General features: G+C 68.7%; 13 protein-coding genes and 2 pseudogenes. 11 read left to right on the forward strand and 4 right to left on the reverse strand.

Annotation, left to right across the window (positions count from 1 at the left end; genetic code table 11):
• The first annotated feature begins 176 nt into the window (after nt 1-176).
• The 4 genes from ACQPZP_RS39850 (at nt 177) to ACQPZP_RS39865 (ending at nt 2,611) form a co-directional block, all read left to right on the forward strand.
• Nucleotides 177-659 (forward strand): hypothetical protein, encoded by a 483-nt coding sequence (locus tag ACQPZP_RS39850; RefSeq protein ID WP_433474797.1) that lies wholly within the window; start codon nt 177-179, stop codon nt 657-659.
• Entirely contained in the window at nt 646-1,284 is a 639-nt protein-coding gene (locus tag ACQPZP_RS39855; RefSeq protein ID WP_433474798.1) for a class F sortase, read from the forward strand. The genes ACQPZP_RS39850 and ACQPZP_RS39855 overlap by 14 nt, the downstream gene beginning before the upstream one ends.
• 176 nt (nt 1,285-1,460) lie before the next feature.
• On the forward strand, nt 1,461-2,213 hold the full coding sequence (locus ACQPZP_RS39860) for an SDR family NAD(P)-dependent oxidoreductase (RefSeq protein WP_433474799.1): 753 nt from the start codon (nt 1,461-1,463) through the stop codon (nt 2,211-2,213).
• A 26-nt stretch (nt 2,214-2,239) separates the two neighbouring features.
• The gene (locus tag ACQPZP_RS39865; protein ID WP_433474800.1) at nt 2,240-2,611 is read left to right on the forward strand and encodes a MerR family transcriptional regulator; all 372 of its coding nucleotides are present in this window, start codon (nt 2,240-2,242) and stop codon (nt 2,609-2,611) included.
• Nucleotides 2,612-2,895: 284 nt separating this feature from the next.
• On the opposite strand, the gene ACQPZP_RS39870 is transcribed toward ACQPZP_RS39865, so the two are convergent.
• On the reverse strand, nt 2,896-4,080 hold the full coding sequence (locus ACQPZP_RS39870; protein WP_433474801.1) for a cytochrome P450 family protein: 1,185 nt from the start codon (nt 4,078-4,080) through the stop codon (nt 2,896-2,898).
• Between the two features lie 449 nt (nt 4,081-4,529).
• Nucleotides 4,530-4,679, reverse strand: a complete 150-nt coding sequence (locus ACQPZP_RS39875; protein WP_433474802.1) for a hypothetical protein — start codon at nt 4,677-4,679, stop codon at nt 4,530-4,532.
• Nucleotides 4,680-4,746: 67 nt separating this feature from the next.
• Here ACQPZP_RS39875 and ACQPZP_RS39880 point away from each other — a divergent pair, with 67 nt between their 5' ends.
• Nucleotides 4,747-5,085, forward strand: a complete 339-nt coding sequence (locus ACQPZP_RS39880; RefSeq protein WP_433474803.1) for an NUDIX hydrolase — start codon at nt 4,747-4,749, stop codon at nt 5,083-5,085.
• On the opposite strand, the pseudogene ACQPZP_RS39885 reads toward ACQPZP_RS39880, so the two are convergent.
• Nucleotides 5,082-6,069 (reverse strand): annotated as a pseudogene (locus tag ACQPZP_RS39885) (IS481 family transposase). The gene ACQPZP_RS39880 and the pseudogene ACQPZP_RS39885 sit on opposite strands and share 4 nt — an antisense overlap.
• A 118-nt stretch (nt 6,070-6,187) precedes the next feature.
• Nucleotides 6,188-6,379 (reverse strand): annotated as a pseudogene (locus ACQPZP_RS39890) (peptide-methionine (S)-S-oxide reductase); the annotation flags it as partial.
• Nucleotides 6,380-6,442: 63 nt separating this feature from the next.
• Between ACQPZP_RS39890 and ACQPZP_RS39895 the strand changes: the two are divergent.
• The 6 genes from ACQPZP_RS39895 to ACQPZP_RS39920 all read left to right on the forward strand — a co-directional run bounded on the left by ACQPZP_RS39895 (nt 6,443) and on the right by ACQPZP_RS39920 (nt 11,707).
• Nucleotides 6,443-6,604, forward strand: a complete 162-nt coding sequence (locus tag ACQPZP_RS39895; RefSeq protein WP_433474804.1) for a hypothetical protein — start codon at nt 6,443-6,445, stop codon at nt 6,602-6,604.
• Nucleotides 6,605-6,755: 151 nt separating this feature from the next.
• Nucleotides 6,756-6,908 carry a hypothetical protein gene (locus ACQPZP_RS39900; protein WP_433474805.1) on the forward strand — a complete coding sequence of 51 codons (153 nt, stop codon included), beginning with the start codon at nt 6,756-6,758 and terminating at the stop codon, nt 6,906-6,908.
• 47 nt (nt 6,909-6,955) lie between these two features.
• Complete coding sequence (locus ACQPZP_RS39905) at nt 6,956-7,309, forward strand: hypothetical protein (protein ID WP_433474806.1); 354 nt, start codon at nt 6,956-6,958, stop codon at nt 7,307-7,309.
• A 383-nt stretch (nt 7,310-7,692) separates the two neighbouring features.
• Complete coding sequence (locus ACQPZP_RS39910; RefSeq protein ID WP_433479752.1) at nt 7,693-9,042, forward strand: cytochrome P450; 1,350 nt, start codon at nt 7,693-7,695, stop codon at nt 9,040-9,042.
• A 23-nt stretch (nt 9,043-9,065) separates the two neighbouring features.
• Nucleotides 9,066-10,010 (forward strand): terpene synthase family protein, encoded by a 945-nt coding sequence (locus tag ACQPZP_RS39915; protein WP_433474807.1) that lies wholly within the window; start codon nt 9,066-9,068, stop codon nt 10,008-10,010.
• Entirely contained in the window at nt 10,007-11,707 is a 1,701-nt protein-coding gene (locus ACQPZP_RS39920) for a prenyltransferase/squalene oxidase repeat-containing protein (protein WP_433474808.1), read from the forward strand. Before ACQPZP_RS39915 ends, ACQPZP_RS39920 begins: the two co-directional genes overlap by 4 nt.
• The last annotated feature ends 294 nt before the right edge of the window (nt 11,708-12,001 follow it).

Consider the following 12,001-nt stretch of genomic DNA (forward strand, 5'->3'; position numbering starts at 1 on the left):
GATGACGGCCTTGTGCGCCCGGAGCGCCGTGAAGCGACGCGTCGGGCGGATTTAAGGGGAATTCGACGATTTTTGCGAGCGCGTTGCCAACAGTGCGCGGGAGCCGCGGATCGAACCCCCTCATAGACACGGTCACCGAGCGGTCACGGATCGCCGCCGTGTCGCGAGGGGGAGAAATGCGAAAGATGACGACGCTCGGCGCCATCGCGATCGCCGGGGCCGGTCTCGCGACCACCGCGGGACTGGCGGCGCCCGCGATGGCGGCCGGGGCCGTGACACCCGATCCGGCGCACCGGGGGGAGAACGTGACGGTCAAGGTTCCGGCGGTCTGCAAGGGGACCGCCGGAACGGTGACCTCACCCGCGTTCACGGCGACCGTGAACTTCGCCGCGGGCGCCGCGACCGTCCCGGCACAGATCTCGTCGACGGCCGCGCTGATCACGCATCCCGTCATCATCCAGTGCGGCAACAACGCCGCCAAGGAATCGGTGACGGTGATCGCCGGGAAGACCCCGCCTCCCGGCGGAGGCGCGAAGACGGGCGCCGGCGGTGCGATGACGCACGCGAGCCCGGCGTTCCTCGGGGCCGGTGTCGCCCTGCTCCTCGGGGCGGGCGGCACGATGGTGATCCGGCGCCGGCGCGGCGATGACCGGTCCTGACAGCGGGACCCGTGGCGGCCGTCGCCTCCCCGCGGTGGCGGCCGCCGTCCTGCTCCTCGCGGGCCTTGCGCTGATCGTCCAGGCCCTGCGCGGCCACCCGGGTCCGCCCGGTCCGCCCGCGTGGGCCGCCTCCCCGCGGCCGGCCGGGCACCCCGGGCCCGTCCTCGGACGGTCGGAGCCCACCCGGATCGCGCTGCCGTCCATCGGGGTGCGGGCGCCGGTGACACCGCTCAGCCCGACCTCGGACGGGTCGGCGGGAACGCCGCCGATCGACCGGCCCGAGATCTCGGGCTGGCACGCGCCGGGCCCGTCGCCCGGTGAGCAGGGCCCGGCCGTGATCCTCGGCCACGTGGACGACCGCAACGGTCCCGCCGTCTTCTACGACCTGGGCAGGCTCCGGCCTGGTGACACCGTCGAGGTGACCCGCCGGGACGGCCGGACCGCGGTGTTCACCGTCGAGGCGGTGGAGAAGGTGGCCAAGTCCCGGTTCCCGTCCCAGAAGGTCTACGGCCCCACCCGCCATGCCACGCTCAGGCTCGTCACCTGCGGCGGCACCTTCGACAAGGCGACACATTCCTACCGCGACAACATCATCACCTATGCAAGCGAGACATCGGCCCACTGAGACCCACTGAGCGGCCCAGCGCCGCACCCAGGACCGACCCGATCTTCCCGAAAGGTTCGGCAGGGAATGCGCGGCATGTCCGACGCATGAGGTTGTGATCTCTCGGGGGCGCTGTGGCCGGCGGGCGGCGACTGGTTTGACCTTGTCGTTGGCGGCAGGGTTTGAGGATTGCCCGCATGGACAGCTCAATGCGGGACAAAGTGGTTGTTGTTACTGGATCGGGCACGGGCATAGGCCGTGCGACAGCGCGCATGTTCGCCGGAATGGGCGCGCAGGTGGTGGCCGTAGGCCGCAGAGCGGAGCCGCTGGCGGAAGCCGCTGCCGGTCATGACGGCATCCTTCCGCTGATCGCCGACGTCGCTGCCGAGGGCGCCGCCGAGGAGATCATGCGTGCCGTCATGGAGTCGCATGGCCGGCTGGACGTGCTGGTCAACAATGCGGGGATCGTTGCCGGCGGGGCACTGGGGACGTTCACTCGGGACCTGATCGAACCGCAGCTGGCGACCAACCTGGTCGCGCCGGTCATGCTGGCGCAGGCCGCGTTGCCCGCGTTGGAGGCCGGTGGCGGGGTGATCGTGAACGTCACCACGTCGATCGGGCAGCGGGCCTGGCCGGGCAACGCGGTTTATGCCGCGACGAAAGCCGCCCTGGAACTCCTCACGCGCAGCTGGGCGGTGGAACTGGCCCCTCGCGGAATCCGGGTGGTCGCGGTGGCCCCTGGAGCGATCGACACTCCGATCGGGGAGCACCAGGGTTTGTCACCTGAGCGGATGGCGGCGGTCCGAGAGTGGCAGATAGGCCACACGCCGCTGGGTCGGATCGGCCGTCCCGAGGAGGTGGCATGGGCGATCACACGGCTGGCCTCGTGGCGTGCATCGTTCATCACAGGAGTGGTGCTCCCTGTCGATGGTGGAGCCGTCGTCGCGTGATAGGACTGGCGAGGGAGGTGGAGCCGTTGCGGATCGGCGAGCTGGCGCAGGTCGCGGGAACGACACCGCGTGCGCTGCGGCACTATGAACAAGCAGGGCTGATCACCTCCCGCCGGGCGCACAACGGCTACCGGATCTATGACGAAAGCGTCGTCGTGCGGGTCCGCAACATCCGCCGCCTGCTGACCGCCGGCCTCACCCTCGAAGACATCCGCGCGTTCCTGCCCTGTCTGGACGGCGACGTGGTAGCCGCGTCACCGTCGGACAAGGGCATCCAGATCGCGTTGGATCGTCTCGCCGTCCTCGACGAACGCATTGCGGCCCAGACCGAGGCACGCGACCGGCTGGCGGCTGCACTGCACCAGGCGACCGGACAGAACATCTGCACAGTCGCCTGACCCGAGACCGAAAGCGGAAGGTAGGGCCGACCGGTTCGATCTGGTCGAAGTCACGGTCGTAGTGCAGCAGGGTGACACCATGCAGGTCGGCAGCTGCGGCGACGAGCAGGTCAACGGGACCGACCGGGCGCTCTAGAGGATCTCCAGTTCGGTGATCGGGCAAATGGCGACGAGGCGGCGGGCGAGCATTTCCTCCCATTGGCCGTACGCCGTTTCGTCGCGGAGTAGCCGGACGACAGCGGAGGTATCGGCGAGCTGACCTGGCCCGGCAGGTCCAGCGGCGTTCAGTCCAGGTGTACCGGGAGCGAGGCCGGTCCCGAGGTGGTGAATGAGGTGTACACCAGCTCGGCCGGGTCGACCGCCATTCGCAGCTTTGGGAATCGCCGGTACAGCGCGTCCAGCCCGATCTTGCCCTCCAGCCGGGCCAGCGGTGCGCCGATGCAGAAATGCGGCCCGTGCCCGAACGCCAGATGGGCCTTTTGGGTACGGGTGATGTCGAACAGGTCGGCGTCGGCGCCGTGGTGCACCGGGTCGGTCCCCGACAGCGACAGCAGCAGCGCGGCGCCGACGGGCAACTCCACCTCGGCCAGCTTCGTGTCCTGCGTGGTGAACCGGAATATGGCCATCGGCACCGAAGGGTAGCGGCGCAGCGTCTCCTCGACGACCTGCTCCCACAGGCCGTCCCGGATGGCGAGGTCGCGCTGGTCGGGGTGCAAGGACAGCGCCACAACGGCGTTGTCGAGGAGGTGCTTCGTGGTCTCATGCCCGGCGATCACGAACAGGAGCAGCAGGTCGGCGAGCTCGCCGTCGGACAGTGTGACCTCGCCGTCCTCCTGCACCTTGATCAGCATCGAGGTGAGGTCGTCCCGAGGGTCGCCGCGCCGGCGGTCGGCGAACCGGGCAAGGTAGTCGACCATCGCCATGCGCGCCTCGACCGCCTGCGCGCTGGCGCTGAGCACCGCTTCGGTCCAGGCTCGGAAAGGCGCCCGCTCCGACTGCGGGATGCCGAACAGTTCGCAGATCACCTGCATCGGCAGGGCCTCGCCGAACAGCGGTACCAGGTCCGCACCGTCGCCGGCAGCGGCCAGGTCGTCGAGAAGCGAGGCGGTGATCTCCTCGATCCGGGGCGCCAGCTTGGCCACCCGCGCCGGGGTGAACACCTTGTTCACCATCGTGCGCAGCCGCCGGTGATCGAGGCCGTCCTGCACCGCCATGTGCTCGCCCTCGACGAGTGCCCGGAACGGCCACTCCGCCGGGATGGTGCCGTCGTGCAGAGCGAGCCAGTTGCGGGCGTTGCGGGCGTACACCTTGTCGTTGGCCAACACCTCATGCGCCGCGGCGTGCGTGGTCACCGCCCACACGACGACGCCACCGACGAGTTCGATCGGTACCACCGGCCCGAAGCCGCGTAGCCGCGTTTGTGTGTCGTAGATGTGTTCCGTCGGTACCGGGATCTGATGCAGCGTCATGTGTTCCTCCGGGGGGAAGAGAGCCTGGAGAGGCCCGGCGTTCCGACGGAACTGATCATTGCCTATCGGAGGTCTACCACCAACCCGTGCAGCGGTGACATGTCCGTGCAGACCGACCCCAGGCGCCGCGCGACCAGCGGCGAAGGGCTATCTCTACCGACCAAGAACGAGACGAGCACGACATCCAGCACCAGCACAAGGTCAACCGGCAGCCGCCGGGCGACTCGGCTGGACGGTGGTCGCCGAGTACACCGACAACGACAAGTCCGCTGCCAGGAGCAACGTCGTCCGGGACGAGTCCGAGACCATGCTTCGCGCACTCCGTGCCGGGAAGCTCCAGGACGGCCGCGCCATCCGTGGGACCGTGGTCACGACCAACGCGGCCCCAGGATCTCTACAGCGAAGACGTAGAGAGCAGCGGCCTGATCGGCACGGTCATCACAAAGTCCCTACGCGAGCAGGCCCGCCTGTCGTGTGCCCGCGTGATCGAGTGCCAGCGGCGCGGCCTGATCCAGCGCGGCATCGAAAGCCGATGCCGCGTGGCATTCATGCACTGCGCCCCGCTGATCGGTACACCAGGTATCGAGGTGCACCAGCACGCGACCACGCTCTACGACTCGGTCTATCTCGGTGATGACCAGAGGCCAAACCGTCAAGGAGTGAGCAGTGGCACGCACCGAGTACTACGACGACACGGCAGCACCGGCCCCGAACTCAATGGTCGTGGCCGCCTCCGCAGTCGCCACCAACGAGCACGGCGAAGTGCTTATGCAACGACGCGCCGACTCCGGTCTCTGGGCACTCCCAGGCGGAGGTATCAATCTGGACGAGTCGCTACCGAACACGGCAGTCCGGGAGGTCAAGGAAGAGACCGGGTACGACATCGAAATCACGGGCCTGGTCGGGGTGCCAGCCGACGAGTTGGACGACTTGCCCATGCACCACACCCAGCAGTTGAGGCTGCGCCACTATCGCGAGCACCGCGATAAGCCGCACCTCGGCTAGTTGTACTGGCCTGAGAGGTTAGGAACGCGGCTGGCGGGTGGGAGGCCGTCCAGGGCGGTGTGGCCGCGGTGATGGTTGTACATGTGCAGTCAGGGTGCAAGGGCGGCGCGGCGTTCGGCCTCGGACAGGTAGGGGCGGGCGTAGGCCCATTCCTCTGCGAGGGTGCGGTGGTATCGCTCGACCTTGCCGTTGGTCTGTGGTCGGTAGGGGCGGGTGCGTTTGTGGGTGATGCCGGTGGTGGCCAGGGTGTCGCGCCAGGTCCGGGAGCGGTAGCAGGACCCGTTGTCGCTCAGTACCCGGCGGACGGTGATGCCGCAGTTGGTGAAGTAGGCCTCGCCCGTGCCCAGAACGCCACAGCGGTGTGCTTGCGCTCGTCGGGCAGGATCTCGGTGTAGGCCAGCCGGGAGTGGTCGTCGATGGCGGTGTGCAGGTAGCCGTAGCCCAGCAGCGGGTTGCGGTAGGCGTTGCGTTCGGCGGTCTGGCTGCGTTGGCTGTTGCGGCCGCCGATCTGGCGGCCGTGGACACGGTGTCCGCCGCCGTCGGGAATGTTGCCCGGCTTCTTGACGTCGACGTGGACCAGGTCGCCGGGGGCGGCATGTCCATAACGGCGGACCGGCCGGTCGCGCGGTCCAGATGGGCCAGTGGCGGGCAGCCGTACCGCCGCAGGACCCGGTGCACGGTGGAGGGGGCCAGTCCCAGCCGGGCGGCGATCCGGGCCGGTCCCAGCCGATGGGTGATCCGGACTTTGACGATGCGCCGCTCGATGCGTTCGCTGGTGCGGGCCGGGCTGTGATGCGGGCGGCTGGATCGGTCTGCCATGCCCGCCGCTCCGAGCTGGCGGTACCGGTCGGCCCACCGTTTGGCCGTGGTCACCGCTACCTGGAACCGCTCGGCCGCCCGCCGAAGCGGCCATCGGTCCTCCACCACACAGCGCGCCAGCTCCAACCGGCCCCGCGGAGTGAGCTTGGCATTAGCGTGGACCATGCAGGGCCTCCTGGTGTTCACGGTGCAAGTTGTGGTGACTCACACCTCGCCAGGAGGCCCTCCCTCATTACAAGATCATCCAGCCGTGTCCGCGTTACCAACGTCCATGGTCAGTACACATGCCTTGGGTGGGGTCGTGGGACTCCCAGAAGACGCGGAGCAGGTCGTCGCAGGTGACCTTGGCGGGGTCGTAGACGACGGCCAGGGGGGCGTCGAGGACCTTGTGGCGCGGCGGTACCGGGATGGGCTCGTCCCTGCCGGGGAGTGCCTTCTCCGGAGAGACCATCTGGGTCTTCGCAAAGCCGAACATGCCGGCCGGGCATGACATGGGCGTGTGACGTTTCGTTCATTACACGCTGGTACGTTGCGGATCATGTGGTCGCTCGTCGCCGTGGCCGTCGTGCTGGCGGTACGGCGGTGCCGGGTGCGCGGCCTGAGCCGACGGCAGGGCGTGCTGCTGACGCTGGCGGCGGTAGTGATCTTGATCAGTGTGCTGTTCGGTGTGGTGATCTTCCGTGAACGGCTGCGGCCGTGACAGTGGGGCGCGGTCGGCATGGGCGCGGCCGCGGGGCACGCGGCGCTGCTTGCGGCTGCGGGTGTCGTGACCGCGGTTCCGCTGATGCTGTTCAACGCGGCGGCCATTCGGCTGCCGCTGACGGCGATCGGCATGTTGCAGTACCTGGCCCGTGCTGCAGTTCACCATCGGGGTGTTCGCCCACCACGAGGAGGTGCCGCCGAGCCGGTGGGCGGGGGTCCTGCCGGTGTGGCCCGCACTGGTGACGTTGACATGGGACGGGCTGAGCGCCGGACGCCGGGAAGCGGTGCCCGAAACCGCTTAGAGGAGCTAGAGTGCCGGTCGTCATATGCCGGATTCGAGGAGCTCCCGTTGCGTCTGGTCAGCGTCACCGTGTTGGGAACAGCGCTCATCGCGGCGGGCATGCTGACCCCGGCGACGGGTGAGGCGACCGATCAGGACGAGGTCGCGGTGAAGCCCGGCATGGCGCGGCCCGGGGAGCAGGTGCGCCTCTCGGTGCCCGGGTGCGCGGGCGACGTGGCTGCGCGGTCCGAGGCGTTCGCCGGACGGACCGTGGACGGCACCGCCACCGTGCGGCGGGACGCGACGCCCAGCACGTACCCGGTCGAGGCACGATGCGGGTCACGGAAAGTGACCGGCGAGGTCCGGGTGGCGGGACGGGTCGCGTGGCCCGACATCCTCCCGACCGACCGAGGCGGCCGGTAACCGGGATAAGGCGGGCACTTTTCCTTTTCGGCGTCCGCTACTCATTGCGTTCAAATACTGACGCTGCGTCATAACAGGGTCTTGACCTGGGCGAATACTGTCAGGATCGCTCAACAAGTGAGACAACCCGTCCGGCAAGTGATGAACGCCACCCGGAATGGGCTGACATTTCTTTCCCCTGCCCCCTTGATCGCGTTAATTGATCATGTGATACTTCCAGCGAAATATACACAAAACGCCCAAGAATTGCAGACGTGGACAGAGATCGCGAATCGCCCAGCCAGTACCTCACCGCACACCAGCGGCGGTCACGGCGGGCGATCCGGTGATGTCGAGCTCGTGGGGGGCCGTCGAAAGTGTCCGTTGATGTTGGCGCCGTTCCCGTGCAACGGGCCAAGAACTTTCCTCTGTACCGGACCGCCCTCGGATTTATCAAAGACCCGTTGCAGCAACTCGAACGCATGGGCGAAGAGGCCGGCGGCCGGCTGATGCGCGTCGGCCTCGGGGCCTCCCGCCCGTACCTGGCGACCGACCCCGAGGACGTGGAACAGATACTCCGACACCAGTCGGACCGATTCGACCGCAGCGGGCTCTACTGGCGTCCCATCCGCGAACTGATGACCGACAGCATCCTGGACGAGGGTCCGGGATGGGACGCGAGCAAGCGGACCCTGCAGCCGGTCTTCTCCCTCCACAACACCAAGAAGCTCACCGCGCTGATGGCGGAGGCGATCAACGGCGCGGTGGACGGGCTGGAGGAGCACGCCCGGGGCGGCACCCCGGTCGACATGCTTCAGGAGATGTACCTGATCATCAACGAGACGGTGGTCAAGGTGCTCTTCGGCGACAAGATCACGCGCGCCGAGGCGGATGTGATGATCCCGCCCCTGCAGCAGATCGTCATCAGGATCGCGTACCGGTTCCTGTTCCCGTTCATGCCGCGGGCCGTGCCCATGCCCGGCGACCGGGCGTTCCGCACCGCCGTCAAGGCGATGGACGACAGCTTGTTCGCGCTGGTCGAGCGCTACCGCGACGACCCCGGCGAGGGCAATGACATCTTCACCGCGCTGTGCCGTGCCAGTAAGCAGGAGGGCGGCCCGGTGGACGACCGGTGGATCCGCAGCAATCTGCTCGCCACGTTCGGTGCGAGCAACGAGACCACCACCGTGGCCCTGACCTGGCTGTGGCCGCTGCTGAACGGGCACCCGGAGGTCGGCGAGAAGCTGCATGAGGAAGCCCGGCGGGTGGTGGGCACCGAGCGCGTCCGCGCCGAGCACCTGCCGCAGCTCCAGTACACCAAGCAGGTCGTCCAGGAGCTGCTGCGGATCTTCCCGGTGGGTTGGCTGTTCTCCAGGGTGGCCACCGAGGACACCGTGCTGAGCGGGGTGCGGATCCGCAGGGGCGACACCGTGCTGGTCAGCCCCTTCGTCACCCAGCGGATGAAGTCGATATGGGGGGAGGACGCCCGCAGCTTCGACCCCGACCGGTTCGAGCCCGAGCGTGCGAGGGGGTACCACCGCTACGCCTACTTCCCCTTCGGCGGCGGCCCGCACCAGTGCGTCGGCCGGCATATCGTCCAGGCCGAGGCGCAGCTGATCCTCGCCTCCATCTTCAGCCGGTTCCGCACGCGGCCGGTGGAAGGGGCGGAGATGCCCAAGCCGCAGGTGGGTCTGACGCTGCGGCCCGACAAACCGATCATGATGACGCTGGAGCCCATCCAGCGGTCCGCCTGAGAACGGCTTCGAGGTCAGAGCCGATGCCGAACCCTGACACCCCGGACAACGGTGTCCCCCCGGAGAGCGCGGAGCGGACCGCCGGCGATCCGATGCGCGCGGCACAGGGCCACGGCGCCGTCCTGGCACAGGCGGTGCGGGCCGCCCGTGACCTGGCGGCGTGCGCGGAGGCCTATCCCGATGTCTTCGCCGCCAAGCCCATCGACGGGACCCTGTTCATCGCCGTCGCGTGCGCCAACGCGTTCGGCTCCCCGGAGCTGAGCGCCGCACGGCTGAGGATCGCCAACCGCACCTCGTTGTGGATCTTCGCCCTGGACTGGCTGGTCGACCACGTGGCGACGAGCCGGAAGGAGATCGACGACCTCAACCGGCGCTGCCTCGCCGTGGCCGACGGGCGCGATCCGGCGCCCGGTGACGGGCTCGCCCGGTTCCTGGCCGACATCCGTGACGAGGTCGCCGCGTCCCCCGCCTTCGCCGGGTTGCGCGACGACTGGCGGAGCCAGCTGGTACGGCTGCTGGAGGCGGGGGCGCGGGAGGTGGAGTGGAAGGCGTCGGCCTCGTCCGGCGACCGGAGCGCCCTGCCGTCCTTCGAGGTCTACCTCGGCAACGCCGACAACTACGGATCGGCCTGGGTCAACATCTCGCACTGGATCGTCAACGGTGACGCGGCAACCCTGGCGCACGTCGACCGGCTCCAGGTCATCAGCCGCGAGGTGCAGAAGATCCTCCGGCTGCTGAACGACCTGGCCACCCTGGAACGGGACAAGTCCTGGAACGATCTCAACGCGCAGCTGCTGGGCGCCGACGCCGGCACGCTGACCGCGCGCATCGAGGAGATCGTCCGGCACTGCCACACGCTGCTCGAACCGTTGCGCGGCGAGTGCCCGGAGGCCGTGGACTACCTGGAACGCCAGATCGGCTACAGCACCGGGTTCTACGGCACCAGCGACTACTGGGGATCGCTGTGACACTCGACGCGACCCCGGACCGCGCGGGCCTCGTCGACATCATCGTGTCCGCACAGAAGATCGTCGACGACCTGACCGAGCGGCCCTGGGGGTCGTCCTCGCCGTCGGTGTACGAGACCGGCAGGCTGGTGTCCCTGGCCCCCTGGCTGACCGGCCACGGAGAGCGGCTGCGGTTCCTGCTGTCGGGGCAGCGGCCGGACGGCGGCTGGGGCCTGCCGGACGACGGGTACGCGCTGGTTCCGACCCTCAGCGCGACCGAGGCCCTGCTCTCCGCCCTCGGCGCCGAACCCTCCCGCACTGGGCCGCCGGGAGTACCGGTCGCCGACATGGCGCGCGCCGCCGGGCGGGGGCTGGGGCTGCTGTCGAAGTGGCTCGCCCCGGGGCGCGTCCTCGACCTGCCGGACATGCCCGCCATCGAGCACATCGCTCCCTACCTGATCGAACGGATCAATGCCCGGCTGGACGCGCGGGCGATGGGCCGGATCCCCGGGCTGGGGTGGACGGACCCTGACCAACGCCTACGTGCGCCGAGCGGGATGACCGGCGAGCTGCTTCCCGTCGTCCGGGAGCTACTGGAGCGGGGCGATCCGATCCCCGCCAAGCTCCTGCACGCGCTGGAGATCGCGGGCGAGTCCGCGCGTGGAACCGGCTCCGTCGTGCCCGGGCCTACGGGTACGGTGGGCGCTTCCTTCGCGGCCACGGCCGCCTGGCTCGGTCATGAACCCGACCCGCGCGACGAGACCCGAACGCGGGCTCGCCGGTATCTGGAGGCCGGCGTCGCTCAGTACAGAGGTCCGGTGCCCGTGGCCACACCGATCACCGAGTTCGAGCGCGGATGGGTGCTGAGCTGGCTGGCACGGGCCGGGGTGCCGGTGAAGGCGCCGCCATGGCTGACGGCCGAACTGCGTGCCGCTCTGGGGCAGGCCGGTACCGGAGGGGGCGAAGGCCTGCCCCCCGACGCCGACACCAGCTCCGGTGTGCTTTATGCCCTTTCGCTCCTCGGCAGCCCCTGTGCGCCCGACCTTCTCTTGCAGTACGAGCTGGACACGCATTTCTGTACCTGGCAGGGCGAGAACGGCCGATCCGTCACGACCAACGCGCACGTACTGGAGGCGTTCGGGCACTTCCTGGAGACCACCGGCGACGGCGCCGCGGCGCACCGCTATTCCGCCTCGATGATCAAGATCACCTCCTGGCTGTGCGAACGGCAGGAGGCCGACGGTTCCTGGCGGGACCGTTGGCACGCGTCCCCCTACTACGCCACGTGCTGCGCCGCGCTGGCCATTGAGCGGTACGGCTCCGGGTCCGGGCACGCGAGTTCCGTGGACCGCGCGGTCCGCTGGGTGCTCGGCTCCCAGCGGGCGGACGGGGGGTGGGGGCGCTGGGACGGCACCATCGAGGAGACGGCGTATGCCGTGCACATCCTCCTGTTCGCGGGGTCGGTCCGGAAGTCGCTCCGGAGTGAGTGCCTGCGTGCGGCCTCCCGCGGCGGCGCCTTCATCCGATCGTCCCTGACGGCGGGGAGTACGGCGGATGCGGCAGACATTCCCCAAACAATCGGACAAATGCTATCAAATAGCAATAATCCATCACTGTGGCACGACAAGGATACATACCTCCCGGCCACCATCGTGAGCGCCGTCACTCTCGCCGCACTCGCACTGCTCCAGGAATACCGCCCGGAATCTCTCCTGTGATTCACCTCACCCAACCTCGGTGAAGGCGTTTGAGCTCTCCCCAAAGTAAACGATTCACCTTGAGCGCCTATGAGGTCGTTGGTATGGTGCTGCGAGCAACAGAACCGGCCGACATCGGCATTCCCTGCATACCCCACCATCGCGTGCCCAGCATCCGGAACCCCTCCGCCAATTGCAGGGTGCCTTGACATTATTGTTGGGTTAAATCAATGCGCTTCCGCAACTCGCGACTGCGGACCAAGATTGCGGCAATGCTGCTGTCTCTCACCGCTCTGTGGGCCTTCGCAGCTTGGG

Source organism: Spirillospora sp. CA-142024, assembly GCF_050942325.1.
Classification (GTDB): Bacteria; Actinomycetota; Actinomycetes; order Streptosporangiales; family Streptosporangiaceae; genus Spirillospora.